We start from the raw sequence: 25,982 nt of genomic DNA, 5'->3' as shown, positions 1-25,982 counted from the left end.
CCGGTCGATGGGCCGCCTGTACGGATGCTGTATGGAAGCAATTTTATACTGCCGCTGTCGTGACAGCCGTCAACGCGCGGAGTCTAATGGCAACTTGTCTTTTGGAGATGATCCTATGCGTAAATCTGTTCTGCTGGTAGCGTCCGTGACCACCCTGTCACTGCTTCTTGGTGGTTGTGCGTCCAGCCTGACCGGTGACTCCTACTCCCGTGATGAGGCTCGGCGCGTGCAGACCGTACGCATGGGGACCATTGAGTCTCTGCGACCGGTGAAAATCGAAGGTACCAAGACGCCCATCGGTGGTGGTGCGGGTGCCATCGTTGGTGGCGTAGCCGGCAGTGGCGTTGGTGGTGGCCGTGGCAGCGTGGTGGCCGCTGTGATTGGTGCGGTTGCCGGCGGCCTGCTCGGCTCTGCGGCAGAAGAGGGCATTACGCGTACTCAGGGTGTTGAAATCACCGTGCGCGAAGATGACGGGAGCATGCGCGCCTATGTGCAACAGGTTCAGGAAAACGAGATTTTCCGCGTGGGTGACCGTGTACGCATCATGACCGTCGACGGCACCAGCCGCGTGACTCGCTGATACCCCGGCGCATAAAAAACAAAACCCCGACGCGGCTTGGCCGGTCGGGGTTTTTTATTGCCTGCGTGCTTCAGGCCTTGGCGGTCTTGCGGCTGGCCATTGCCGTGACTGCATAACCGATCAGTGCGGCAAGGATCGAGCCAGTCAGGATACCCATTCGGTCCATGCCGGCAAATTCGCTGCTACCCGGCTCAAACGCCAGCGAGCCGACGAACAGGCTCATGGTGAAGCCAATGCCGCACAGAATCGCCACACCGAGAATCTGCCCCCAGTTGGCGCCGGTCGGCAAGGCCGCGAGGCCAGTCTTTACGGCGATCCAGGTCAGGCCGAATACACCGACGGTCTTGCCCAGCAGCAAGCCAATGGCGATGCCCATGGGCACGTGGTGGGTGAAGCTTTCTACCGTGACACCGGCCAGCGAAACGCCTGCATTGGCGAAGGCAAACAGCGGCAGGATGCCGAAGGCGACCCACGGGTGCAGGGCGTGCTCCAGGCTCATCAGCGGAGACGGCTCGGCGTTTTTCGTGCGCAGCGGGATACACAGTGCCAGCGTGACGCCTGCCAGCGTGGCATGTACACCGCTCTTGAGTACACAGACCCAGAGGATCAGGCCGACGATCATGTAGGGGCCAAGCTTGATGACGCCCAGTCGGTTCATCGCGATCAGTGCCAGCAGGCAGGCGCCCGCCAACATCAGCGACAGGCTCGACAGCTCACCGGAGTAGAACAGGGCGATGACAATGATCGCGCCCAGGTCATCGATGATCGCGAGGGTCATCAAGAACAGCTTGAGCGATACCGGGACCCGCTTGCCGAGCAGCGCGAGCACGCCCAGGGCGAAGGCAATGTCGGTCGCGGTAGGGATAGCCCAGCCCGCCACGGCAGCCGGGTTGTCCTTGTTCAGGAACCAGTAGATCAGCGCCGGTACAACCATGCCGCCAATCGCAGCTGCGCCGGGCAGAACCACTTGCGAGGGTTTGGACAGGTGCCCGTCAACCAGCTCGCGCTTGACCTCAAGGCCAATGAGCAGGAAGAACAGCGCCATCAGGCCATCGTTGATCCACAATAGCAGAGGCTTGGCGATTTTAAGCGCGCCGACCTGGGCAACGACAGGCACCTCGAGCAGGCCATTGTAGAGAAAGGACAGCGGTGAGTTGTTGACGATAAGTGCCAGGGCGGCTGCAGCAATCAGCAACAGACCGCTGGCAGCTTCCAACTGAAAGAAACGAGTGAAAGTGCTACGCAGAGGCAAGGTCGCTCTCCATCCTGAAATTCAAAAAAGGGGGACACCCTAACCTGTGAGCTTAGGCATTAGAACAAAAATTATATTCTTTTTTGTTATAAGCTGTTGCTCAGCATTAGGACGGCTAGCCTAGCAGTCGAGTCGGAAATTTGAGTGCAGCCGTATCTGTCTGTCTTGTAGGAATTTTCCTTATGACCCGCTGGGGTCATTGACCACAACCCATGAGAATCCAGTATGAGCAACCAACGTCAGTGGGCGCGTGAAGCCATTCGAGTCATTGAAGCAGACTTTCAGCGCAGTGCTGATACTCATCTGATTCCTTTGCCACTGCCGGGATTTCCAAGCGTTGATCTGTACTTCAAGGACGAGTCCAGCCATCCAACGGGCAGCCTCAAGCACCGTTTGGCCCGCTCGCTGTTCTTGTATGCGCTGTGCAACGGCTGGTTACGTCCTGGTGCGCCGGTTATCGAGGCATCCAGCGGTTCCACGGCGATTTCTGAAGCCTACTTTGCCCGGCTTCTGGGGCTGCCGTTCATTGCGGTCATGCCGGCCAGCACGTCCCAGGAAAAGATCGCACAGATCGCTTTTTACGGTGGTCAGAGCCATCTGGTACAGGATCCCACGCAGATCTATGCAGAGTCTGAACGTTTGGCCCGTGAGAGCGGCGGGCATTTCATGGACCAGTTTACCTATGCTGAGCGCGCCACAGACTGGCGGGCGAACAACAACATTGCCGAGTCGATCTTTACCCAGATGCGCTTTGAGCGCCATGCAGAGCCTGCCTGGCTGATATCCAGCCCAGGAACCGGCGGCACTACCGCGACGTTGGGGCGTTATGTGCGCTACCGCCAGCATGCCACCCGGGTGTTGTGTGCCGATGCCGAACGTTCGGTGTTCTTCGAGAGCTATTGCAGCGGTGACCGCTCGTTGCGGCTGGAGTGTGGTTCGCGCATTGAAGGCATAGGCCGGCCAAGGGTTGAAGCGTCGTTTCTACCGCAGGTGATCGATGCCATGGTCAAGGTGCCCGATGCCTTGTCGCTGGCGGCCATGCATTACCTGGCTCAGCGTCTTGGCCGGCATGTCGGCGGTTCCAGCGGTACCAACCTGATCGGCGCGTTGGCGGCAGCGCAGCATATGAAGGCTGCGGGGGAGGCGGGGTCGATTGTTGCCATTCTGTGTGACAGTGGCGAGCGCTATGCCACCACCTATTACGATCAGGCCTGGTTGAATGGGCAGGGGTATCAGCTTGACGGCCTGATTGCCGCTGTCGCCGCCTGCGCAGAGCGCGCAGAGCCCCTACCGGAAAGCGTGTTGCACGCTGGTCTGTAGAGCCCCCGTACAGCTGTCGGCACCTGCAATCCGCTTGCAGGCGCCGACGGACCGGATCAGTCGTTGAGGCCCAGCATCTGCCGCGCGACGGCTTCGGCGATACGAATGCCGTCGACGCCTGCAGAGAGAATGCCGCCGGCATAACCGGCACCTTCACCGGCTGGGTACAGGCCTTTGATGTTCAGGCTCTGCATGTCCGCACCACGGGTGATCCGCAGCGGCGAGGACGTGCGCGTCTCGATCCCTGTGAGCACGGCATCGTGCAGGTTGTAGCCTTTGATCTGGCGGTCGAAGGCCGGAAGGGCTTCGCGGATCGCTTCAATGGCGAAGTCCGGCAGGCTTGGCGCCAGGTCGCCCAGGCTTACACCTGGCTTGTAGGAAGGCTCGACGCTACCCAGTGCGGTAGAGGGGCGACCTGCGACAAAATCACCGACCAGCTGTGCCGGGGCCTGATAGTTGCTGCCACCCAGTACATAGGCATGCGCTTCCAGGCGCTCCTGCAGCTCAATGCCCGCCAGCGGGCCACCCGGGTAGTCTTGTTCGGGGGTGATACCCACGACAATACCGGAGTTGGCGTTGCGTTCATTGCGCGAGTACTGGCTCATGCCATTGGTGACCACGCGGCCAGGCTCGCTGGTCGCTGCGACCACGGTACCGCCTGGGCACATGCAGAAGCTGTAGACCGCCCGACCGTTCTTGGCGTGGTGAACCAGTTTGTAATCGGCTGCGCCGAGCTTGGGGTGGCCGGCGTATTTGCCCAGGCGCGCCTTGTCGATCAGCGATTGCGGGTGCTCGATACGGAAGCCGATCGAGAACGGTTTGGCCTCCATGAACACACCACGGGCGTGCAGCATACGGAAGGTGTCACGGGCACTGTGGCCCAGGGCCAGAACCACATGCCGGGAATGCAGCTGTTCGCCGTTTTCCAGCACCACACCCTGCAACTGATCGTTGTCGATCAGCAGGTCGGTAACCTTCTGCTCGAAACGAACCTCGCCACCGAGCGCCTGAATCTCATGACGCATGTTTTCGACCATGCCGGTCAGGCGGAAGGTACCAATATGCGGTTTGCTGACGTAGAGGATCTCTTCTGGCGCACCGGCCTTGATGAACTCGTTCAGCACTTTGCGGCCGTGGTGATGCGGGTCCTTGATCTGGCTGTAGAGCTTGCCGTCGGAGAAGGTCCCGGCACCGCCTTCGCCAAACTGCACGTTGGATTCTGGGTTCAGTACGCTTTTACGCCACAGGCCCCAGGTGTCCTTGGTGCGCTGGCGTACTTCCTTGCCGCGTTCGAGGATGATCGGTTTGAAGCCCATCTGGGCCAGCAACAGGCCTGCAAAGATCCCGCAGGGGCCGAAGCCAACCACGATCGGGCGCTCGGTCAGGCCTTCAGGGGCTTGGCCCACCGGCTTGTAGCTGACATCCGGGGCGGGGCCGATGTTGCGGTCATCGGCGAACGTGTGCAGCAGCGCGGCTTCGTCACGCACGTTCACATCGATGGTGTAGATGAACAGCAGTTCGGTGTTCTTCTTGCGCGCATCGTAGCTGCGCTTGAACAGGGTGAAGTCCAGCAACTGGTCATCGCTGATGCCCAGGCGTTGCACAATGGCTTCGCGCAGGGCTTCGTCAGTATGGTCCAGCGGCAACTTCAGTTCAGTGATTCGTAGCATGACAGGGTCCAGTATCCCGGCCATGGAAGGGCCGGCAGCTTTGCACAAACCGCCAAGTATAAGCCTTTCATCAGCGCTTCAGGCAGGATAAACGCGCCGACGGTCAGTCGTTGCGTGAACCACCGTAGTAACCGCAGCCACGCAAGGTCTTGCCGTTGATACGCAGCTCTGCACTCAGGTGCTGTACAGCGCCTGTCATGCTATCGACGCAGCGGTGCGGCGCTACCCACAGTTCTACGCGTTGGCCATTGGCTTCGCTACTCAGGTTGAAGCGGCCATCGGGCAGTTGTTCTTCCAGATAGGGCAGTGCCAGGGAGGCTTCCTGAGGGCGGTCAAGCACCATGCCCTTGCCACTGACCTTCACGTTCCATTCGGGTTCATGGCCGCTGGCGCGCAAGGTCAGGCGCTTGAAGTTGGGGTCGCTGCAGGCACTGTTGGAGCGCTCGACCCGGTACAACTGGTGTACGTTGAACTGGCCATCGTTGCCGCTGTTGCTACTGAGCGTACCGCGTACGTCGGCAAACAGTGCGCCGGGCTCGCTGGCCAGGGTAGCGGCTTCCTGCAAGAGGCTGGTGTTGCCGCTGTCCTGAACCACAAAGCGGCGGCTTTCTCCACAGGGTTGAAACAGCAGCTTGCCGCCCTCGGCCTTGAGCTCACCCTGCAGACGAGTCATTCCCGCCGTAGAGACCGAGGTCTTCTCGGCAAACATCTGGCAACCGGCAAACAACGGCAGCAGGGCGGCTAACAACAGGGAAGGGGCGACACGCATCGAAAGAGCTCCAGGTCTCTACCGGAAAAGTGTCGTTACGTTACTCAGGCTGGCGCTCAATCTCAAGGGTTTAGCCAACGTGATAGGTTTGGCCGGTCTGCAGGCCTTCTACGCTCTTGGCATAAGCCAGTGCTACATCGGCAGCGGGCACAGGCTTGAATCCGCGGAAGTAAGGGGCGTATGCAGGCATGGCTTCGACCAGCACGTTCGGGCTGACCGAGTTGACTCGTAGGCCGCGCGGCAGCTCGATAGCGGCTGCCTTGACGAAGGCGTCGATGGCGCCGTTGACCAGGCTTGCCGAGCTGCCAGTGCGGATCGGGTCGTGGCTGGTGATGCCGGTGGTGAAGGTGAAGGAGCCGCCATCATTGATGAAATCGCGGCCGATCAACAGCAGGTTGACCTGGCCCATGAGCTTATCGTTCAGGCCCAGGGCGAAGTGCTCCTCGGTCATATCCTCCAGTGCGGCGAAGGTCACGTTGCCCGCTGCACAGACCAGGGCATCGAAACGGCCGGTCTGTTCGAACAGTGACCGAATAGACGCGCTGCTACTGATATCCACCTGGTAGTCGCCGCGGGTGCGGCCAATGCGCAGCACGTCGTGGCGCTGCTCCAGCTCGTTTGCCACTGCCGAGCCGATGGTGCCGCTGGCACCGATCAACAGAATTTTCATCGCACGCTCCTTTGGGGGAATGGCCCAAGTCTACGGTGGATTTTTTCGTCGATAAGCGTGCTAATAGGCAACCTTTTGTTTTTCTATGGAAACAATCCATGAGTGAGCTGGACGATTTGGCGGCCTTCGCTGTCTTGATGGATGCCGGTAGTTTCACCCTGGCCGCAGGGCAGTTGGGGTGGAGCAAAGGGCAATTGTCGAAGCGGATCAGTCAGTTGGAAAGCAGCCATGGGGTGAAGTTGCTGCATCGCACGACGCGTCGCCTGAGCCTCACTGCCGCCGGCGCCATGCTATTGCCGCAGGCCCAGGCATTAGTCCGGCAGATGAATGGGGCAAGGCAGGCCTTGGCCATGCTCAAGGATGACCTGTCTGGCCCCGTGCGATTGACGGTGCCCGTGTCGTTGGGCGAGACGTTTTTTGAAGGCTTGTTGCTCGAGTTCACCGAGACGCACCCTCAGTTGCAGGTAGAGCTTGAGTTGAGCAATAGCTATCGGGATCTGTTGGGTGAAGGTTTCGATCTGGCGATTCGTACTGAAGTCCAGAGCGATGCCCGGTTAGTTGCCCGGCCATTGTTGGCCATGCAGGAACTGACGTGCGCCAGCCCCGCTTACCTGGAGCGTTTTGGTGAGCCGAAGACCCCAATGGCGTTGAGCGAGCACCGCTGCCTGCTGAACAGTCACTACCGTGGTCGCGAGGAGTGGTTGTATCACCAACAACACGAACTGCTGCGTGTGCCGGTCAGCGGTTCCTTTGCGAGTAACCATTACAGTTTGCTGAAAAAGGCGGCTTTGCTCGGGGTCGGGATTGCTCGCCTGCCGTCTTACATGCTGGCGGCAGAGTTGAGTAACGGCCAACTGCATTGGTTGCTCCGGGACTTTCAGACCCGTAGCACGCCGCTGTTTCTTGTACATCCCTACCAGAGCGCAATGCCAAAAAAGGTTCAGGTACTGGCCGACTACCTGAGGCGCTGGTTTCAGCGTGGCAGTACCGTATTGGGGCAATTGTGAGTGCGTGGCGTAAGACGGTAGGGAAAAAAAAACGATCCCGAAGGATCGTTTTTTCATTGACCGCTAAAAACGGTTATCAACCGCCCAGGTAGGCATCACGCACTTTCGGATCGGTCAACAAGGTTTCCCCTGTCCCTTCCATCACCACCCGACCGTTCTCCAGCACGTAGGCACGGTCGGCGATCTTCAACGCCTGGTTGGCGTTCTGCTCCACCAGGAACACCGTCACGCCATCACGGCGAAGTTGTTCGATGATGTCGAAGATCTGTTGAATGATGATCGGCGCCAGGCCCAGTGAGGGTTCGTCGAGCAGCAACAGCTTCGGTTTGCTCATCAGCGCACGGCCGATGGCAAGCATCTGCTGCTCGCCACCGGACATGGTGCCGCCGCGCTGGCTGAAGCGTTCCTTGAGCCGTGGGAACAGGTGCAGCACCTTGTCCATCTGCTCTTCGTAGTCGCCCTTGGCGGTAAAGAAACCGCCCATGGCCAGGTTTTCCTCGACGGTCAGACGAGAGAACACGCGGCGACCTTCCGGTACCACCGCAATGCTCTTGCGCATGATGCGGGCAGAGTCCTGGCCAACCAGCTCTTCGCCCAGATAGCGGATGCTGCCGCTGTGGGCTTGTGGCGAACCGCAGAGCGTCATCAGCAAGGTTGACTTGCCAGCGCCGTTGGCGCCGATCAGGGTGACGATTTCGCCCTGGCGGATCTCAACGTTGACGCTGTGTAGCGCCTGGATCTTGCCGTAGAAAGTGGAAACGTTTTCAAACTGCAGCATTTACGCTTCCCCCAGGTAGGCTTTGATCACTTCAGGGTTATCGCGGATCTGTTCCGGTGTACCGTCGGCCAGCGGGGTGCCCTGGTTGATCACAACGATGTGGTCGGAGATGCTCATGACCAGCTTCATGTCATGCTCGATCAGCAGGACGGTGACGTTGTGCTCTTCGCGCAGCACACCGATCAGTGCCTTGAGGTCTTCGGTTTCCCTTGGGTTCAGGCCGGCAGCGGGTTCGTCGAGCATGAGGATCCGTGGACGGGTCATCATGCAGCGAGCGATTTCCAGGCGACGCTGCTGACCGTAGGCCAGGGTACCGGCCGTACGGTTGGCGAACTCGGTGAGGTTGACCTTGTCCAGCCAGAAGTGCGCGTACTCCATCGCTTCGCGCTCACTGCGGCGAAAGCCTGGGGTCTTGAGCAGGCCGGCGAGGAAGTTGGTGTTCAGGTGCCGGTGCTGAGCAATCAGCAGGTTTTCCAGTGCGGTCATCTCTTTGAACAGACGCACGTTCTGGAAGGTTCGTACTACGCCCTTGCGGGCGATCTGGTGACCGGCCAGGCCCTGGATCGGCTGGCCGTCGAGCAGAATCGTACCCGCGCTGGGCTTGTAGAAACCGGTCAGGCAGTTGAACACCGTGGTCTTGCCGGCACCGTTCGGGCCGATCAGGGCAACCACTTGTTTTTCCTTGACGGTCAGGGCCACGCCGTTGACCGCCAACAAGCCGCCGAAGCGCATGCTCAGGCCGCTGACTTGAAGAATTTCGCGGCTCATCGACGCAGCTCCATGTGAGGACGTTGCATAGGCAGCAGACCTTGCGGACGCCAGATCATCATCAACACCATCAGGGCACCGAACATCAACATGCGGTACTCGCTGAAGTCACGCATCAGTTCGGGTAGCAGGATCATCACAATGGCCGCGAGAATCACGCCCAATTGCGAGCCCATGCCGCCCAGCACGACGATGGCGAGGATGATCGCCGACTCGATGAAAGTGAACGACTCCGGTGTCACCAGGCCTTGGCGCGCGGCAAAGAAGCTGCCCGCGAAGCCGGCGAAGCAAGCACCCAGCGTGAAGGCCGAAAGCTTGATCACGGTAGGGTTCAGGCCCAAGGCACGGCAGGCGATTTCGTCTTCGCGCAGGGCTTCCCAGGCACGACCGATCGGCATGCGCAGCAGACGGTTGATCACGAACAGTGCAAACAGCGCCAACAGCAATGCCACCAGGTACAGGAAAATCACCTTGTTGATCGAGTTGTACTGCAGGCCGAAGTAATCGTGGAAGGTCTGCATGCCCTCGGCGGCCTTGCGTTCAAAGGTCAGGCCGAAGAAGGTTGGCTTCTCGATGTTGCTGATACCGTTGGGGCCACCCGTCAGCCCGGTCAGGTTACGCAGGAACAGGCGGATGATTTCACCGAAGCCCAGGGTCACGATTGCCAGGTAGTCACCGCGCAGGCGCAGTACCGGGAAACCGAGCAGGAAGCCAAAGGTGGCTGCCATCAGGCCGGCAATCGGCAAGCAGATCCAGAAGCTCAGGCCGTAGTAGTGCGACAGCAGCGCGTAGCTGTAGGCGCCGACGGCGTAGAAGCCGACATAACCCAGGTCGAGCAGACCGGCCAGACCGACCACGATGTTCAGGCCCAGCCCGAGCAACACATAGATCAGGATCAGGGTGGCGATATCGACCGCACCACGGGAGCCGAAGAACGGCCAGATCAGCGCCGCGACGACCAAGCCGAGGATGATCCAGCGCTGGGTACGCGGCAGGGTCAGGAAGTTGCTGACCTTGGGCGATACCAGCGAGCCTTTCGGCGCGGACCGCATCAGTGAGCTCCACTGCTTGTCGAACAGCACACGCAGGAACATCAGCACCGAACACACGGCGATCACGGTGAGGGTGAGAGGCCCCGTACCCTGAACTTCCAGGTTGATACCGACGATGCTCAGTTTGAGCCCCAGTACCGGGAAGGCCACGGCCCATACCAGCAAGGCGCTGAAAAACGCCGATTTGAGATGTCTGTTCATACTTTTTCAACCTCCGGACGGCCCAGAATGCCGGTCGGCCGGAACAACAGCACCAGAACCAAAAGGCCGAATGCCACAACGTCCTTGTACTGGTCACCGAAGATATCGGCGCCAAAGGCTTCAGCCACCCCGAGCACCAGCCCACCGAGCATGGCGCCCGGAATACTGCCAATGCCGCCCAAGACCGCCGCGGTGAAGGCCTTCAGGCCCACCAGGAAACCGGCGTTAGGGTTGATCACACCGTACTGCATGCTCAGCAGCACGGCCGCCACGGCTGCCAGTGCGGCACCGATGACGAAGGTCAGGGCGATGATGTTGTTAGTGTTGATCCCCAGCAGGTTGGCCATCTTGATGTCTTCGGCACAGGCACGGCAGGCACGGCCCAAGCGCGAACGGGAGATGAACAGGGTGAGGCCGGTCATGGCCACCAGAGTGACCACGAACACTAGAATCTGCATGTAGGAAATCAGGACTTCCTCAGCACCACCTGGGCCGAAGGAGAAACTCCCCGGAATCAGGTTGGGAATGGACTTGTCCTTGGAGTCCTGCGAGAGCAGTACCGTGTTTTGCAGGAAAATCGACATACCAATGGCAGAAATCAGCGGGATCAACCGGTTGCTGTTACGCAAGGGACGGTAAGCGACCCGTTCAATACTGTAGCCATAGGCACTGGTCACGACGATCGTCGCAAGAAACGCGGCGGTCATCAGTAGCGGCAGAGAATCAAGCCCCATCATGGCCAGCCCGGCAAGGACGATGAAGGCCACGTAAGAACCGATCATGTAGACCTCGCCATGGGCGAAGTTGATCATTCCAATGATGCCGTAAACCATTGTGTAGCCAATGGCTATCAAGGCATAGGTGCTGCCAATGGTCAGACCATTAACCAGCTGTTGGAAAAAGTGATAGATCTCAGGCATTACAGCGCTCCTAAAAACCTGATACGCATTTCACTGGTGGGGGAGCCCCGTGTGGTGCCTTGTGGTCTTTGGCCACTTCGGTACCAGCACCTGCCAGCGAACCGCTGGTGACGGTTTTAAGATTTTCAGGTGAACCAGCTCCCGGATCGCGGGAATCAGGTCCATGAACCTCGTAAAACAAAGCCCACTGCTCGCACAGTGGGCTTCTTAGTCAATGGTCAGACTGGGTTATTGAGGCGAAACTTCGGTTTTAGGTTTGCCGAAATGCCATTGGTAGACCACGAATTTGAAGTCTTTCAGGTCGCCTTTGTCGTCGAAGGACAGGTCGCCTGTCGGGGTCTTGAAGGTGCCCGCGTGGATAGCCGCAGCTACCTTGGCAGTGTCTTCGCTCTTGGCGGCCTTAATGCCTTCAGCAATCACTTCTACAGCCGAGTAGGCCGGGAACACGAACGGGCCGGTCGGGTCCTGCTTCTTGTCGGCGAAGGCTTGTACCAGTGCCTTGTTGGCAGGGTCCTGGTCGAAGGATTTCGGCAGGGTAACCAGCAGGCCTTCGGAGGCGTCCTGGGCGATCTGCGAGATGGAGTCGTTGCCGACGCCTTCTGGGCCCATGAACTTGGCGTTCAGGCCTTTTTCCTTGGACTGACGCAGGATCAGGCCCAGCTCTGGGTGGTAGCCGCCGTAGTAGACGAAGTCGACGTTGGCTTGCTTGAGCTTCTGGATGATCGAGGAGAAGTCCTTGTCGCCAGCGTTCAGGCCTTCAAAGACGGCAACCTTGGTGCCTTTCTCTTCGAGGGTTTTCTTCACGGCGGTGGCGATACCTTCACCGTACTGCTGCTTGTCATGCAGAACGGCAACGACTTTCGGCTTCACGTGGTTGGCAATGTAGTTGCCAGCCGCTGGGCCCTGGGCGCTGTCCAGACCGATGGTGCGGAAGATCATCTTGTAGCCACGGGAAGTGATATCCGGGCTGGTGGCTGCCGGGGTGATCATGATCACGCCTTCATCTTCATAGATGTCGGAGGCAGGTTGGGTAGAGCTGGAGCACAGGTGGCCGACGACAAACTTGACGCCATCGTTGACCACTTTGTTCGCTACGGCCACGGCTTGTTTCGGGTCGCAAGCGTCGTCGTATTCCTTGGCTTCGAGCATCTTGCCGTCGACGCCGCCCTTGGCGTTGATCTGCTCAATGGCCATTTTGGCACCGATGAACTGCATGTCGCCGTACTGAGTGACCGGACCGGTCTTGGGACCTGCGATGCCGATCTTGATGGTATCGGCGGCAAACGAATGGCTGGCAACCCCGGCCAGAACCATTGCGGCAAACAGCTTGGAAATCTGCTTAGTAGCCTTACTCATAGTGCTCCACTCATTCTGTTGTATTTTTTATAGTCCTGGCGGCCAAAGCTACAGGACCGGATCAGGTTCTCCGTCGAGGCCTCGCCTCATACCGCAGACCCGAATTTCCCCGGCCTTACCCCCGGCAACTGTACCGGTACAGTGTAGAGCGCCGCTTCATCGCTTGAAAAGCGGGCTCGCAGAGGCAAAACCTGGGCGCGTCGCTTAATTGACTGAAAGTTATAAAAAAGCGTCTTCAGTTTTGCCCTATATGTCGGCAATCCTTGGCTTTTCCTGCACTCATCGATCAATTGCTTATTTGAAACTGGGTTTTCTGCAAAAATACCGGCTTTTAGCAGCCGAATTATTTCTGGTAGGAACCCATGACTGATGAAGTAAGCACCCTCTATGCCAAACTGCTCGGCGAGACCGCGGTCATTGAGTGGAAAGCACTGGAGCGTTTTTGGGCCAAGGGTGACCTGATTTGGGTCAAGCCGACACTGGACCTGATCGAGGTCGCCGAGGCGATGGCCGAAAACCGGGGCGAAGCCTTTGCTGCATGGCACGCTGAGGGTGCTGTCGGCAAACTCTCTGATGAGCAGGCGCTAGACCTTCAGGCGCGAGATCCGCAGATATGGGCGGTGGTGGTTTCCCCCTGGATCGTGATTCAGGAAAAACCGGCGCCCTGATTTGGTGCGCAAAAATGCACAGTGGCTCATGGTTGGTGCGCGGTACTGTTCAGCCGGGGTGACACTTGGTAACAGTCCAGCGACTTCAAGGGGGGGCGGTAACAGTCCGTACCGATTGATAAGAGCCGCTTTGCGAGTGAGGAAGATCTGCGCAGCCATCGAGGCTGCGCAGATCTTGGCGCCGGCGAAACCGGGCCCTGATCACGGGTATCTCAGTAATCAACCTTGCCCGTATGGGTGTTGAGGGAGATAACCCGTGTCTTGCCAATCCGGTGACGGTAAATTTCTCGCAGGTATTTCACCGCTTTCTTCACGCATTCGCGTGAAAGCCGGATGTCGTTGATCGAGACAAACTTGCTCTTGTCATTGATCAGCTCACGGTACTTCTTCTCATACATCGGCTTGATCGCGTACCAGTTGGTATCGAGGATCTTGGCCGGATTCTCGAACTCGTTGAGCAGCTCATCGATGTGGTTTTCGTCGAAGTGATCGCTGGTGATGAAGTCGAGCATGGCGTTGTCCAGCGTATCGTCGAAACGGTACGGGTTACGCGCAAAGCAACGCTTGATGAAGGCCACGATCAGCGTCAGGAAGTCGTCCGACAGGCACGGGCTCTTGGCGATCAGGGTGGTCAGCGACAGGTTGGCGGAGGCGCCAATGACCAGTGCATAGCGCTTGAGCGTCGTATTGGGGAACAGGCTGTTGAGGTGGGTCTTGAGCCGGTTCAGGTCCATGTAGGAGAGCTTGTAGTCCTTGGGCAGCGAGACGATCGAGACCACCGAGGAGCAGTTCTTGAAGAAATGCAGATCATGCAGTGCCGCTGCGTCATAACCGGAGGTCTTGTACTGCTCCAGGGCTGCGCGGTAGCGCTTGGACTCAATCGGCAAGAGGCTGATGCCTTCAATGGCCTGGGTCTGCTTGTTGAAGTGCGGCAAGTCGATGGAGCGGAAAAACAGGTCGTCGATATCCAGGCGAGGTTGCTCTTTCTCGAACACCTTGAACTTGTCCGAGCTCGGGGCCTGCTGTTCCGGTACCACTGATTCGGCGTAGGCAATGGCCACCGGGCCTGCCAGGCTCATGAACAGGTCATTGGCATCCAGGCGGATGGTTTCTCCAATATCGATACCGGCGCGACGGAAGTAGGCCTGATCGTAGTCGGTGGTTACCGCCTGGGCGGTAAGGATGTTGAAGATCTGCTGCGAGATGTACTGGTTCGCGTGCTTTTCCATCGCATTGACATCAATGTTCTGGATAGTGCCGTCATCGCTTTCTTCGGCATAACGCATGATGTCGTTGGAGATCAGCATCATCGCGTTCCAGGGGCGAATACGGCCCATGACACTGGCTTCGCTGCTGTCTTCATTGTCGAAGTTGTAGGAGAAGTCCCATTCTTCCGAGAGATACTTGCACAGCAGGCGTCCGGCGTTGATGTGCAGGGCCTCGGACATCTCGCTTCGGTGGTCGGAGATGTTCGGCAGTACGCAGATACCGCTGGTGAAGATCGGCTCAAAGACGAACGAGTGTCCGCTCTTGCCGTCATTCTCGTCAGCCGGTTTGGTGTCGAATGTCTTGTTCATGTAGGAGTACTGCTGGGCCAGGCCGAACTCCGAGGCCATGCCCGAGCCGGTACCACCACCGGCGCTGAAAATGTAGAAGTACAGGCGCGACTGGTTGGCCTTGATGCCACAGGAGTCGATCAGGTACGAATGGATCAGCTTCCAGTCAGTGCTGGAGAAACGCTGGGTTTCCTTGTTCAGGATGATCTTCGCCAGGTACTGACCCAGGATCGGTGCGTTACCGGCACCCCCGGCATGAACCTCGGACAGGTCCATGATTTTCATTTTGCTGTAATCGCGGATAAAACCGCTGGTCTCGCCTTTGCGCGAGAAGCGGATGCGCCCGGCGATGTCTTTGTCCAGGTCGCCCAGCATCACCAGTGGTTCAACCAGAAAGACCGGTTTGCTGCTCTTGTTCTGCACCAGACGCAGGTTGTTGCGGATCCATCGCGCCGGGCTGTAGCTGATGTCGTTGCTGACCCTCTCCTCATTGTTGAACTCATTGAGGTAGAAGGTGCGCGCGTTGTAGACCAGTTCTGCGACGTCCAAGGCAATGTTCGAACCACAACGGCCCAAACCGATCAGGCAGACCGATGGGAACTGTTGATCAAGGCGCAGTTGGCTTTCATCTTCCTGATGTGGGCTTGGCGGAAAGACCAGGTCGCGCAGGCCGTCGAGGTTGTCGAGGATGCGCTGGATGTCGGTTTCTGTGTAGTACAGGTACTGCTGTGGGTTCAGCGTGCGAGTGCCGTAGTATTCCCTGGACCCTGTAGCAGTGTACGTGGCAGTAGACGACATCAGTTCGGAAACCACATTGGCAGGAGTGTTCTTGGAAGTCATTGTGTGCCGTGTGCCTTGGGGGGATGGCTGTTCAAAGGGAACATCATAGAGTACTCACGGAACCGGTTGTGCGGGTTTAGTCACGAGCCGTCGGTGTGAGTCCTGGGATTTTCCCTAAAACTCTGTAGGTAAATTTTCTGTTTACGCCTGCAATCTTGATCGTCCAATTGCGCAACTTCTTTAATCAAACTTTCTGGAGTGTTTCATGAGTGTTGCACGACCTTCGTTGGGGTTTGCTGGTATCGGTCTTATGGGGCTACCCATGTGCAAGCGGCTTTTGGCGGCCGGCTACCCGTTGACGGTGTGGAATCGTTCACCGGAAAAGTGTGCAGACTTGGTTGCCGCGGGGGCTCGCCTGGCCACTACACCTGCCGAATTGTGCCAGTACGCCGATGTCGTGATGCTGTGTTTGGCCGACACTGCGGTGGTCCGTGAGGTTGTGTTTGGTGAAAACGGCGTGGCCAGTGGTGCCAGGGCCGGGCAGTTGTTGGTGGATTTTTCCAGTATTGAGCCTGGTGCCACCCGTGAGATGGCTGCCGAGCTGGCGGCGCTCAACGGCATGAGTTGGCTGGATACACCTGTGTCAGGAGGCACACCGGGCGCTGAGGCCGGCACCCTGGCGATCATGGTCGGCGGTGCTGCGCAGGATCTGGCTCGGGTGCAGCAGGTTTTACTGACCCTGGGCCAGCGTGTCACCCATATGGGGCCGGTTGGAGCAGGGCAGGTGACCAAGGCGTGTAATCAGATGATTGTTGCTTGTAATGCCTTGGTGATCGCTGAAGTGGTAGCGCTGGCCGAGCAGTCTGGGGTTGATACACGCCTCATTGCCGAAGCCCTTGCTGGCGGTTTTGCCGACTCCAAGCCCTTGCAGATTCTCGCGCCGCAAATGGCCGAAAGCCGTTTTGAACCGGTCAAGTGGCATGTGCGCACCTTGCTCAAGGACCTTGATACTGCCGTCAAGTTTTCGCGTGAGCAGGGTTCAGCCACACCCATCAGCGGGCTTGCTGCCCAATTGATGCGTTTGCATGGTAGTCAGGGGTACTTGCAAAAAGATCCGGCAACCCTGGTGCAGCTGTATCGGCGCAAGGACTGATACCAAGGCCGGCGTCTACAGCACACTGTTTATTGTGCTGTAGACGCCGGGTTTGCCAGCAAGGCGTTCCGATACCGATCAGCCGGCAACCAGTACCCGGATGGCTTCCAGGCGCAGTGCGGCTTTCTCGAGCATGGCCAGGCCATCTCTGCCTTGCTTGCGCAGGGCTTCGATTTCGCTGTCGCGTACGCTCGGGTTGACGGCCTGCAGCGCGGTCAGGCGCGCCAGTTCTTCTTCGGTCTCGGCAGCCAGACGACGCTGCGCTTCGGCTACGCGTTCGGCATGACGCGGCATGATCTTGGCTTCGCCTGCGTTGATCCGTGGCGCCAGCACATCGCGCTGAGCCTGGATGAACTTGTTTGCGCTGGCCTTGGGCACACTCTCCAGTTGGTCGTTCAGGGTTTCAAACGAGACCCGCGCGGCCAAGTCGTTGCCGTTGGTGTCGAGCAGGCAGCGCAAGGCGGCTGGTGGCAGGTAGCGGCCCAACTGCAAGGCGCGTGGCGCTACCACTTCGCTGACGTACAGCAGTTCCAGCAGCACGGTGCCAGGCTTGAGCGCCTTGTTCTTGATCAACGCTACAGCGGTGTTACCCATCGAACCGGACAGGACGAGGTCCATGCCACCCTGCACCATAGGGTGTTCCCAGGTGAGGAACTGCATGTCTTCCCGCGACAGCGCCTGATTGCGGTCGTAGGTGATGGTCACACCTTCGTCGTCGCCGAGCGGGAAGCTGGCGTCGAGCATCTTCTCGCTTGGCTTGAGGATCAGGGCGTTTTCCGAATGGTCTTCGCTATCGATGCCAAAGGCGTCGAACAGGGTTTCCATGTAGATCGGCAGGGCGAACTGGTCATCTTGCTCCAGGATCGCCTCGACCAGTGCCTGGCCTTCGCCGGCACCACCGGAGTTGAGCTCCAGCAGGCGGTCGCGACCGCTGTGCAGCTCGGCCTCAAGGCGCTCGCGTTCGGCGCGCGCCTCAGTGACCAGCGCTTCCCATTGCTCGACATCAGTGTCTTCCAGCAGCGGCAGCAGGCGCGGGCCGAACTGATGCTGCAGGGCGTTGCCGGTAGGGCAGGTGGCCAGGAAGGCATTCAGGGCCTGGTGGTACCACTGGAACAGGCGCTCTTGCGGGCTGTCTTGCAGGTACGGCACATGCAGTTCAATGGTGTGCTTCTGGCCGATACGGTCCAGGCGGCCAATACGTTGCTCGAGCAGGTCCGGGTGAGCGGGCAGGTCGAACAGTACCAGGTGGTGAGAGAACTGGAAGTTGCGGCCTTCGCTGCCGATCTCTGAGCAGATCAGTACCTGAGCACCGAATTCTTCGTCGGCGAAGTACGCGGCGGCACGGTCGCGCTCCAGGATGCTCAGGCCTTCGTGGAAGACTGTAGCGGGAATGCCGGAGCGCACACGCAGGGCGTCCTCCAGGTCCATGGCGGTTTCGGCGTGAGCACAAATTACCAGAACCTTGACCCGCTTGAGCATCTTCAGGGTATCAATCAGCCAGTCGACCCGTGGGTCGAAGTGCCACCAGCGTTCATCTTCGCTGGTGTCGCCTTGGGCCTGGAATGAGACTTCCGGGTACAACTCGGCATGTTCGCCCGGCGACAGTTCCATGTATTGATCGGGGCAGGGCAGCGGATACGGGTGCAATTGGCGCTCAGGGAAGCCCTGGACTGCGGCACGGGTGTTACGGAACAGAACACGGCCGGTACCGTGACGGTCGAGCAACTCGCGAATCAAGCGGGCGCTGGCCTGTGTATCGCCGTCGTTGACCGCCGCCAGCAGGGCTTCGCCCTCGGCGCCCAGGAAGTTCTGGATGGTCGCGTGGGCCTTGGGTGACAGGCGGCCTTCATCGAGCAGTTCCTGGACGGCTTCGGCTACCGGGCGATAGTGCTCGCTCTCGGCGCGGAAGGCTGCCAGGTCATGGAAGCGGTTCGGGTCAAGCAGGCGCAGACGGGCGAAGTGGCTGTCCTGACCGAGTTGCTCAGGGGTTGCCGTCAGCAGCAGAACGCCTGGAATAATCTGGGACAGTTGTTCAACCAGCGCATACTCAGGGCTCACCTGATCTTCGTGCCAGACCAGGTGGTGGGCTTCGTCGACCACCAGCAGGTCCCAGCCCGCGGCAAACAGCGCATCCTGGGCTTTTTCGTCTTCGCTCAGCCACTCCAGAGCCACCAGGGCCAGCTGGGTGTCTTCAAACGGGTTGCTGGCATCGCTTTCGATGAAGCGCTCGGCATCGAACAGGGCAACCTGCAGGTTGAAGCGACGACGCATTTCCACCAGCCACTGATGCTGGAGGTTTTCCGGTACCAGGATCAGCACGCGGCTGGCACGGCCCGAGAGCAGTTGGCGATGGATAACCAGGCCGGCTTCGATGGTTTTGCCCAGGCCCACTTCGTCGGCCAGCAGAACACGTGGCGCAATGCGGTCAGCAACTTCGCGGGCAATGTGCAACTGGTGGGCGATGGGTTGGGCGCGCGCACCACCCAGCCCCCACAGTGACGACTGCAACTGACGGCTGGTATGTTCCAGCGTGTTGTAACGTAGCGAGAACCACGGCAGTGGGTCGATTTGCCCTGCGAACAGACGGTCACTGGCCAAGCGGAACTGGATGAAGTTCGACAGCTGGGTTTCCGGCAGGGTGCAGGCCTGATTCTGGCCATCCAGTCCGTGGTAAACCAGCAGACCGTCGACATCATCGACCTCACGCACGGTCATCTTCCAGCCTTCGAAATGGGTGATCTGGTCACCAGGCGAGAAGCGCACCCGTGTCAGTGGCGCATTGCGCAGGGAGTACTGGCGAGTGTCGCCAGTGGCCGGGTAGAGCACGGTCAACAAGCGGCCGTCCTGTGCCAGAACGGTCCCCAGACCTAGCTCGGCTTCGCTGTCGCTGATCCAGCGTTGCCCCGGTTGATACTGCTGCGCCATACTGCCTGACTCCCGCCATGAAAAGCCGACTATCTTAACGGATAGGTCTCTGTAGACCAAAGAGTCTAGCAACTTCGTCGACGAAATCTGCCGATGCTGCATGACCCGCAACAGAAGGACTGTCTTGCCATGTCTGTAAAGCGCTTGTGGTTACTTCGTCCTTTCGTCGTGAGCGGCCTGGTACTGCTTTCAGCCTGTGGACAGGGCGGCTTTGAGGTGCTTGCACCGTTGCCCGCGGCGCAGATTGATGCGCTGGGCGTCGACGCCCCGCTGAAGACAGTGCATTTTCGCGACAAAGACGGTGAGGGCTTGCTGGTATTGAGCCGTACCGACGGCCAGGCAACCGACGAAGAAATGGCTGAGGATGTCGATAAAGTGGTGTTGATCGCGACACTCTATGGTCGAACGACGGCCGATGAACCGTTCAAGTCGCGCTGGCAGATCGACAACGAAACCACCTGCGCTGGCCTGGACCTTGATGTCGGGTTCTACCCGGATGTCACGGAGGTCAGTGACCTGAACAATGATGGGGTGGCGGAGTTGACGATCGCTAGCCACGCCTTCTGCGGCGGAGGTATCGACCCTCACGCTATCATGGTCGAGTTGCGTGAGGGGCAGGCGTATTACGCCATCGAAGGGCAGTCGCTGGTAAATGTGCCTGGTGACGGTTCATACGGGGGTGAGCGCAAAGACAGCCCGTCGTTGACGAATGCCCCCAAAGTACTGCGTGATCATCTGGAGGCTGTCTGGAGCAAAGTCTACAAGCGCCCCTGGAGCCATATCGACGGTGGTGACGACAACGCGGCTCAATAGCGGTGCCAGCCGCCCAGGCTATACTGATCGTTCAGGACGCCCAACTCATCAGGCGCGAATGTGCCCGTCTCGGCTCAAGGTAATGGGGTTGCGGCCGACACACTGGCGACAGGAGACCCACCCATGCTGCCGCCTATCATTCCGCTCAGTGCTGCGCCCGTAACCTCGCAACTGGACCCGGTCAAACCGACACCGGACATCCCTCCCGTGGTGCCAGCCCAACCGAGTTCCGGTGATGGCAGCATTAACCTGAAGCAGCGTGATCCGGAACAGGACACCTACTTAATGCGTGAGCAACAGCGCCGCCAACAGCGTCGCCGCAGAGATCACGACGAGCAGTACGATGCCGTACCGGGCGACGAAGTCAATGCCGACAATACGGTGCCGGTGGCGCCGCTGATGGGTGAGCAGCCACGTCAGGGGCTGCTGGTCGACATCGAAGTCTGAAGAAACACCGCTGTACTGGTCAGCGCGAGCCTTAGCCTTCATTATTGCCACTTCTGCCGTCAGCGTTTCGAGCTAACCATGAGCCAAGACAATCTGATCGACTTCGGTGCCGAGCGTGCCAAGCGCGTTCACGACCTCAACGAGAAGCGCCTGAATGAAGTCCGTCAGGCATTTGAACAGGCCATGCCGTTGGGCAAGGGCAAGAAAAAGCCCAAGGGCAAACCCAAGAAGCGTTGAAAACTTGATGCAGGTCAACCCTGCACCTGCATCGCCCCCAGCTCTGGTGGGCGCTATTGACCTCGGTCAATTTTCCCTCCCGCCTTATTCGCTAACTTAGGCCCCATCAAACAGGTGCAGGCGAATGGAGGCCGATATGTTCTTCGATAATGTGGTTATCGCTGGCGTTGTGACAGTCGGGCTGATGCTGCTCTTCTTCGCGGGCCTGGGCATTTTCATCTGGAAGGATTCGAGCAAACGCAAATCGCGTTGATTCTTCCGATACAACGAGCACGCAAGGCATTTAGGGCGACTTCGGTCGCCCATTTTTTTTGCCTGAAAAAAACCAGGCGCTCGCGCTAGCACGCTTCTGCAGGCATGGGTATCGCTTGCAAGGTCGGCGGGCAAGTGGGTGATGATGCGGAAACAAACTGCTGGACGAATAATAGTTAGCTAGCTAGTAATCTGGCTCTGATTCATTGCCGCTTAACTGTCTATCGTTAGATTACTGTTCATCAAGGTTCGTCTCGTGCCGATCACTCTGCAGGCCCTGTTGGCGCCGAACATGCGCGCTGTGCAATTTGCCCTGAAGACGCTTCTGGGCGGTGGGCTGGCGCTTTGGCTGGCGTTGCGTTGGGGGCTTGAGCAGCCTGCCTGGGCATTGATGACAGCCTTTATCGTTGCTCAGCCGCTATCAGGAATGGTGGTGCAGAAGGGGTTGGCCCGTTTGCTGGGGACCTTGGTCGGCACGGTCATGTCGGTGTTGTTCATCGGCCTTTTTGCGCAGACGCCTTGGTTGTTCCTGTTGGCCTTGGCCTTATGGTTGGCACTGTGTACGGCCTGCTCGACACTGTTGCGCAGTGCTTGGGCTTACGCCTTCGTGCTGGCCGGTTACACCGTGGCCATTATTGCACTGCCGGCGGTTGATCATCCGTTGTTGGTGTTCGATCAGGCCGTGGCACGTTGCACCGAGATTTGCCTGGGCATCGTATGTGCCACCCTGACCAGTGCGCTGCTCTGGCCATTGCGGGTTGAACAGCAACTGGCCGGGCAAGCGCGTCAGGCATGGGTGAGTGGCATGCAGGCCGCGAGAGCTTCCCTGATCGGCGAAGAGCAGGACCGTAGAGAACTGCTGGATATTCTTGGGCGCATTGTTGCGGTCGATTCGCAGCGTGAACATGCCTGGTTCGAGGGGCATCTGGGGCGTGAGCGGGGGCGGGCCATTCGCGGCTTGAGCCAGACGTTGCTCGTTCTGCTGCGTATAGCGCGTTCGGTGCGACGCCAGTGGCGACAGCTGGATGAGCGCGAGGCAGCACAGGTGGCACCTTGGTTCAGCAAGGTTTACGAGGCCTTGGCAGCGCCGGATCTGGCTAGCCTGTTGCTGCTGCGCCAACGTGTTTGGGAGGCTGCCAGTGATCAGGCGCGCAGCTCTGCAGAACACTACTGTCTGGCCCGGTTGACGCTGTTGCTGGATAAGATCATGAACGCCACCGTGGCACTACATGCGGTTGAGGAGGGTAAGGCGCCGGCCGACCTGCCTGACAGCCTGGCAGTGCACCGCGATCTACCGTTGGCATTGTTGTTCGGTTCGCGCAGTGCGCTGGCGTTCCTGGCGATGGCCAGTTTTTGGCTGGCCACTGGCTGGCTATCAGCGCCGGGTGGCTTGGTGCTGACCTGCGTGGTCTGCAGCCTGTTCGCCAGCCGCGAAAATGGTGCGCAGATCGGTCTGAGCTTCTTGCGCGGAATGCTGCTCGCTATTCCGACAGCGTTTTTCGTGGGGCAGATCCTGCTGCCACAGTGGAGTGGTTTCCCCATGTTGTGCATGGCGATGGGCGTGCCGTTGTTTTTCGGCGCGCTAGGTATGGCCAATCCGAAAATCGGCGCTACGGCCACCTCGTACAGCCTGCATTTCATCGTCCTGGTCGCGCCACTCAACGCCATGCATTTTGATGTGGCGGTGTTCCTCAACAGTGCCCAGGCGATGATGGTCGGTGTCGGCGCTGCAGTGTTGGCGTTCAAACTGCTGGTGTTACGTGATCCCGCCTGGCATGGCCGCCGTCTGCGGGCTGCGACGCAGAGCGACCTGGTGCGCTTGACCCGGCGTGATCTACGGGATGCGGAAACCTGGTTTGGCGGGCGTATGGCAGATCGTCTGCTACAGATGGCGCGACACTACGCCGCGTTGCCGGTGCAAGCACGTGAGCGCTGGGACGATGGCCTGCATGGGCTGGATATCGGTGATGAGTTGCTGCACCTGCGCATGTGTCTCGAGGTTGCCCAAATGCCTTTGCTTCAGGCTCAGCGTGCGTATCTACAGCAGCTTGAGCAGGTGCTGGCGCTGGGGCCAGGGGCTGGTCGTGAGGGACTACTTGATGAAGCCAGCGCAACCTTTATCACTGTGTTGCAGCGACAGCCGTCAAGTGACCCTCTGCGCCTGGCGATAGGTGCTGTACTGCAACTGCAAAAGAGCTGGGGCAAATGGTGCCGTCGGCAGGAGGAACTGCATGGGCTTGCGTGAGTGGGCAGTGGGCGGCGTGCTGCTCAGCCCGTTTTTGGTGTACGTGCTGTTGGCCTTGCTGCTGACGGGTGTGGTGCGTCTGCTGCTAAGGCTAACCCCTCTGGGCAGCTGGGTATGGCATGAGGCGTTGTTCGATTGTGCGTTGTTTGTTTGTATCCTGACCCTGATCACTCGTGTGCTCGGGCCTCTGTAAGGAGTTTGACCATGCGTGCTTATGTCCGTGTTGCCGTGACCTTGTGTCTGGTCGTTGTCGCGGTGTTTGCCGGGCTTGAATTGTGGCGTTACTACATGCTGACACCCTGGACCCGTGACGCAAAGATTCGCGCCGATGTAGTCATCATCGCTCCGGACGTTTCCGGGTGGGTGCGAGAACTCAAGGCCCATGACAACCAGGCGGTCAAGGCGGGTGATCTGCTGATGTCGATTGATCGGGACCGCTTCGAGGCGGCACTTGAAAAGGCCAATGCGGTCGCCGAAACCCGCCAGCATCAACTGCGCTTGCGCGAGCAGGAAGCTTCACGTCGTGCGGCGCTGGGGCCGCAAGCGATCAGTGCCGAGTTGCGCGAAAATGCCCAGATCATTGCTGCTGTTGCTCGTGGTGAATTGCGTGAAGCCCGGGCGGAGGTAAAGGCTGCCGCGTTGAACCTGGCGCGTAGCGACGTTCGGGCGCCCCGCAGCGGGCATATCACCAACCTGCGGCTGGCTGAAGGTAACTACGTCAACGCCGGCCAACCGGTAATGGCACTGGTGGATGATTCGACCTTCTATGTCCAGGCCTACTTCGAAGAAACCAAACTGCCGCGCATCAAGGTCGGCGCGCCGGTGAAAGTCTGGCTGATGAGCGCTGGTGAGCCAATGCAAGGCCATGTCGAGAGCATCAGTCGCGGCATTACTGACCGCAACGCTACCCCCGACAGCCAGTTACTGGCCGAAGTCGAGCCTACCTTCAACTGGGTGCGTCTGGCCCAGCGCATTCCGGTGCGGATCAAGCTCGATCAGGCTCCCAAGGACGTCATCCTGAGTGCCGGCATGACGGCCAGCGTTCAGGTTCAGGAGAACTGAAGTTTCAGTGCTATGGGGGAGTGGAGGGTGACACGCCTTTACCCGGAATACAGAGCATCAAAAACCTTTTCCGACGCAGGCTTATTTCCATTAGGCTAAGCCGCATCAATTCCCCAGCAGAGGGAACCTCGGTGTTTTTTCCGTTGCCAGGCGTGCCATTCCTTTCTGTATCAGTGAGGTTGGACATGCACATCACGTCCCAGGACATTTGCGCCGCAGCCGATCAGCTCAAGGGCTTCGTCGGTTTCAATCGTAAGCTCGATAAGCACATCGTGCGATTCAGCGAGGACTCATTTGGCATGGACGTGGCTGAAGACAGCATCACGCCCAGCAGTGAGTTCGTCTGGAGGCGCAGCAGCGATGAGGTCATGACACTGGGTCGTGATCTCATCGAGGTGTTGTTGACGCAGAACATCGACGAGCGGCTAAACATCAGTGAGCCTCTACGGGTCTATCTGCGGCGTAAGGATCTTCCAGAGATCTCGGCGCGGCGCCGCATAGTGGCTTGAGTGTTCTGCCAAGGACAATGAACGCGTCTATAACCGCCAGCGATCAGGTCAATACGCACGGGGAGATGCCGCGGGCCTCAGGCTAGGTGAACGCTGGCGTATGTCGTGCAGCGGCGAAGCTGACTTGATTGCGGCCGTTGTTCTTGGCGCTGTAAAGCGCTTTGTCGGCTTCATCGAGCCAGCTCACGGGGTCGTCGAATGTTTCGTGGCAAAGGGCCAGGCCAATGCTCAGGGTGATGCGCAGATCGGGTAGCTGCTCGTTGCGGTAGGCACTGATTTTTTCGCGCAGGCGTTCCATGATCTGAACGGCTTGCTCTATGTCGATGTTTGGCAGGATCACGCAGAACTCATCGCCCCCATAGCGCCCGGCCAGGTCGTCTTCACGCAGGTTTTTCTTTATCTCGGTGCCCAACTGGCGCAATACACAGTCACCGACGACATGACCGTACGTGTCATTGATACGCTTGAAGTGATCAATGTCGATAATGGCAATAACTGCTTGCCGACAGTCCTGCTGGCATCTCTGAAACTTGAGCTGTAGGGCGTCTTTCCACGAACCATGGTTGAGCAGGCCGGTCAGGCTGTCGGTGCGGCTCAAGGTACTCAAGGCACGCTTGTGTTCGGCTAGCTTGATTGCCAACTGGTAGCAGACGCCTCCCACTGCCAGCGGGTAAAGGGTGAGCATCGGCAGGCAGGCATAGACCTGCAGTGAGGTGCTGTGCAACTGAAGGCCGGGGCCGAACAGGGCAATAGACACGGCCATGCCCGTACCTTGAGCCAGCAGCCCTGACAGGCACAGACGCTTGCCGCCAGCGGCCACATTGTTCATCGTCATCATCGAAAGGATGGTTACGCTGGGTAGCGGGTTGAATTGCATGGTTGCGGCCCAGAATCCACCCATCAACGAGTCGACCAACAGGTTTCGGCGTTCAGCGTCGTAGGGTGTTCTGGATCTCAATGCGATTCGATAAGCAATGTGCGGCCAAGCCAGG

25 protein-coding genes (1 of these 25 only partly in view) are annotated in these 25,982 nt (G+C 58.9%); 13 read left to right on the top strand and 12 right to left on the bottom strand.

What is annotated here, in order from left to right:
- Positions 1 to 115 precede the first annotated feature (115 nt).
- A complete protein-coding gene (locus tag AB7M23_RS00895; protein WP_065760426.1) occupies positions 116 to 580 on the top strand; it encodes an outer membrane lipoprotein in 465 nt (154 codons plus the stop codon).
- A gap of 70 nt (positions 581 to 650) precedes the next feature.
- Here the strand turns inward: AB7M23_RS00895 and nhaA are convergent, their stop codons facing one another.
- The gene (nhaA, locus tag AB7M23_RS00890) at positions 651 to 1,832 is read right to left on the bottom strand and encodes a Na+/H+ antiporter NhaA (RefSeq protein ID WP_454240048.1); all 1,182 of its coding nucleotides are present in this window, start codon (positions 1,830 to 1,832) and stop codon (positions 651 to 653) included.
- Positions 1,833 to 2,057: 225 nt separating this feature from the next.
- On the opposite strand from nhaA, the gene AB7M23_RS00885 reads away from it, so the two are divergent.
- On the top strand, positions 2,058 to 3,152 hold the full coding sequence (locus AB7M23_RS00885) for a PLP-dependent cysteine synthase family protein (RefSeq protein WP_454240047.1): 1,095 nt from the start codon (positions 2,058 to 2,060) through the stop codon (positions 3,150 to 3,152).
- Positions 3,153 to 3,208: 56 nt separating this feature from the next.
- Here the strand turns inward: AB7M23_RS00885 and AB7M23_RS00880 are convergent, their stop codons facing one another.
- From AB7M23_RS00880 to AB7M23_RS00870, 3 genes are all read right to left on the bottom strand, one after another.
- Positions 3,209 to 4,822: an NAD(P)/FAD-dependent oxidoreductase gene (locus AB7M23_RS00880; RefSeq protein ID WP_065760584.1), complete on the bottom strand. Its 1,614-nt coding sequence runs from the start codon at positions 4,820 to 4,822 to the stop codon at positions 3,209 to 3,211.
- A 103-nt stretch (positions 4,823 to 4,925) separates the two neighbouring features.
- Positions 4,926 to 5,591, bottom strand: a complete 666-nt coding sequence (locus AB7M23_RS00875) for a COG3650 family protein (RefSeq protein WP_454240046.1) — start codon at positions 5,589 to 5,591, stop codon at positions 4,926 to 4,928.
- Positions 5,592 to 5,661: 70 nt separating this feature from the next.
- Positions 5,662 to 6,261 carry a short chain dehydrogenase gene (locus AB7M23_RS00870; protein WP_454240045.1) on the bottom strand — a complete coding sequence of 200 codons (600 nt, stop codon included), beginning with the start codon at positions 6,259 to 6,261 and terminating at the stop codon, positions 5,662 to 5,664.
- A 98-nt stretch (positions 6,262 to 6,359) separates the two neighbouring features.
- Between AB7M23_RS00870 and AB7M23_RS00865 the strand changes: the two genes are divergently transcribed.
- Complete coding sequence (locus AB7M23_RS00865; protein WP_065760581.1) at positions 6,360 to 7,268, top strand: LysR family transcriptional regulator; 909 nt, start codon at positions 6,360 to 6,362, stop codon at positions 7,266 to 7,268.
- A 76-nt stretch (positions 7,269 to 7,344) separates the two neighbouring features.
- Here the strand turns inward: AB7M23_RS00865 and AB7M23_RS00860 are convergent, their stop codons facing one another.
- The 5 genes from AB7M23_RS00860 to AB7M23_RS00840 all read right to left on the bottom strand — a co-directional run bounded on the left by AB7M23_RS00860 (position 7,345) and on the right by AB7M23_RS00840 (position 12,343).
- The gene (locus AB7M23_RS00860; protein ID WP_065760577.1) at positions 7,345 to 8,046 is read right to left on the bottom strand and encodes an ABC transporter ATP-binding protein; all 702 of its coding nucleotides are present in this window, start codon (positions 8,044 to 8,046) and stop codon (positions 7,345 to 7,347) included.
- Complete coding sequence (gene livG, locus AB7M23_RS00855; protein WP_065760576.1) at positions 8,047 to 8,814, bottom strand: high-affinity branched-chain amino acid ABC transporter ATP-binding protein LivG; 768 nt, start codon at positions 8,812 to 8,814, stop codon at positions 8,047 to 8,049.
- Positions 8,811 to 10,067: a high-affinity branched-chain amino acid ABC transporter permease LivM gene (locus tag AB7M23_RS00850; RefSeq protein ID WP_454240044.1), complete on the bottom strand. Its 1,257-nt coding sequence runs from the start codon at positions 10,065 to 10,067 to the stop codon at positions 8,811 to 8,813. Before AB7M23_RS00850 ends, livG begins: the two co-directional genes overlap by 4 nt.
- Positions 10,064 to 10,987: a high-affinity branched-chain amino acid ABC transporter permease LivH gene (gene livH, locus AB7M23_RS00845; RefSeq protein ID WP_065760574.1), complete on the bottom strand. Its 924-nt coding sequence runs from the start codon at positions 10,985 to 10,987 to the stop codon at positions 10,064 to 10,066. Before livH ends, AB7M23_RS00850 begins: the two co-directional genes overlap by 4 nt.
- 228 nt (positions 10,988 to 11,215) lie before the next feature.
- Complete coding sequence (locus tag AB7M23_RS00840; protein ID WP_065760573.1) at positions 11,216 to 12,343, bottom strand: branched-chain amino acid ABC transporter substrate-binding protein; 1,128 nt, start codon at positions 12,341 to 12,343, stop codon at positions 11,216 to 11,218.
- A 362-nt stretch (positions 12,344 to 12,705) separates the two neighbouring features.
- Here AB7M23_RS00840 and AB7M23_RS00835 point away from each other — a divergent pair, with 362 nt between their 5' ends.
- The gene (locus AB7M23_RS00835) at positions 12,706 to 13,011 is read left to right on the top strand and encodes a DUF2288 domain-containing protein (RefSeq protein ID WP_065760572.1); all 306 of its coding nucleotides are present in this window, start codon (positions 12,706 to 12,708) and stop codon (positions 13,009 to 13,011) included.
- Positions 13,012 to 13,223: 212 nt separating this feature from the next.
- Here AB7M23_RS00835 and AB7M23_RS00830 read toward each other — a convergent pair whose 3' ends face one another.
- A complete protein-coding gene (locus AB7M23_RS00830) occupies positions 13,224 to 15,407 on the bottom strand; it encodes a hypothetical protein (protein ID WP_454240043.1) in 2,184 nt (727 codons plus the stop codon).
- 205 nt (positions 15,408 to 15,612) lie between these two features.
- Between AB7M23_RS00830 and AB7M23_RS00825 the strand changes: the two genes are divergently transcribed.
- Positions 15,613 to 16,500, top strand: a complete 888-nt coding sequence (locus tag AB7M23_RS00825) for an NAD(P)-dependent oxidoreductase (protein ID WP_454240042.1) — start codon at positions 15,613 to 15,615, stop codon at positions 16,498 to 16,500.
- Positions 16,501 to 16,578: 78 nt separating this feature from the next.
- Here AB7M23_RS00825 and rapA read toward each other — a convergent pair whose 3' ends face one another.
- Positions 16,579 to 19,425 (bottom strand): RNA polymerase-associated protein RapA, encoded by a 2,847-nt coding sequence (gene rapA, locus AB7M23_RS00820; RefSeq protein ID WP_454240041.1) that lies wholly within the window; start codon positions 19,423 to 19,425, stop codon positions 16,579 to 16,581.
- Positions 19,426 to 19,554: 129 nt separating this feature from the next.
- On the opposite strand from rapA, the gene AB7M23_RS00815 reads away from it, so the two are divergent.
- The 8 genes from AB7M23_RS00815 (at position 19,555) to AB7M23_RS00780 (ending at position 24,990) form a co-directional block, all read left to right on the top strand.
- A complete protein-coding gene (locus AB7M23_RS00815; protein WP_454240040.1) occupies positions 19,555 to 20,238 on the top strand; it encodes a M949_RS01915 family surface polysaccharide biosynthesis protein in 684 nt (227 codons plus the stop codon).
- Positions 20,239 to 20,361: 123 nt separating this feature from the next.
- Positions 20,362 to 20,685 carry an aspartate-semialdehyde dehydrogenase gene (locus AB7M23_RS00810; protein ID WP_065760568.1) on the top strand — a complete coding sequence of 108 codons (324 nt, stop codon included), beginning with the start codon at positions 20,362 to 20,364 and terminating at the stop codon, positions 20,683 to 20,685.
- A gap of 78 nt (positions 20,686 to 20,763) precedes the next feature.
- Positions 20,764 to 20,922 carry a hypothetical protein gene (locus AB7M23_RS00805; RefSeq protein WP_099775586.1) on the top strand — a complete coding sequence of 53 codons (159 nt, stop codon included), beginning with the start codon at positions 20,764 to 20,766 and terminating at the stop codon, positions 20,920 to 20,922.
- A gap of 136 nt (positions 20,923 to 21,058) precedes the next feature.
- Complete coding sequence (ccoM, locus tag AB7M23_RS00800; RefSeq protein ID WP_281182074.1) at positions 21,059 to 21,175, top strand: cytochrome c oxidase subunit CcoM; 117 nt, start codon at positions 21,059 to 21,061, stop codon at positions 21,173 to 21,175.
- A gap of 255 nt (positions 21,176 to 21,430) precedes the next feature.
- Positions 21,431 to 23,419 (top strand): FUSC family protein, encoded by a 1,989-nt coding sequence (locus AB7M23_RS00795; RefSeq protein WP_454240039.1) that lies wholly within the window; start codon positions 21,431 to 21,433, stop codon positions 23,417 to 23,419.
- Positions 23,406 to 23,612: a DUF1656 domain-containing protein gene (locus AB7M23_RS00790; RefSeq protein ID WP_454240038.1), complete on the top strand. Its 207-nt coding sequence runs from the start codon at positions 23,406 to 23,408 to the stop codon at positions 23,610 to 23,612. The genes AB7M23_RS00795 and AB7M23_RS00790 overlap by 14 nt, the downstream gene beginning before the upstream one ends.
- An 11-nt stretch (positions 23,613 to 23,623) precedes the next feature.
- The gene (locus AB7M23_RS00785) at positions 23,624 to 24,481 is read left to right on the top strand and encodes an efflux RND transporter periplasmic adaptor subunit (protein ID WP_102053366.1); all 858 of its coding nucleotides are present in this window, start codon (positions 23,624 to 23,626) and stop codon (positions 24,479 to 24,481) included.
- A 185-nt stretch (positions 24,482 to 24,666) separates the two neighbouring features.
- Positions 24,667 to 24,990, top strand: coding sequence for a DUF2025 family protein (locus tag AB7M23_RS00780; protein WP_102053365.1), 324 nt, complete (start codon positions 24,667 to 24,669; stop codon positions 24,988 to 24,990).
- An 82-nt stretch (positions 24,991 to 25,072) separates the two neighbouring features.
- On the opposite strand, the gene AB7M23_RS00775 is transcribed toward AB7M23_RS00780, so the two are convergent.
- Positions 25,073 to 25,982: the 3' portion of a diguanylate cyclase gene (locus tag AB7M23_RS00775; protein ID WP_102053364.1), read on the bottom strand. 155 nt of this gene lie beyond the right edge of the window; the window shows 910 of its 1,065 coding nt (coding positions 156–1,065); the start codon falls outside the window, past its right edge; it ends in the stop codon at positions 25,073 to 25,075.

It is taken from the genome of Pseudomonas sp. HLS-6 TE3448, from assembly GCF_053629555.1.
This window is presented reverse-complemented; position numbering and strand designations above follow the sequence as displayed.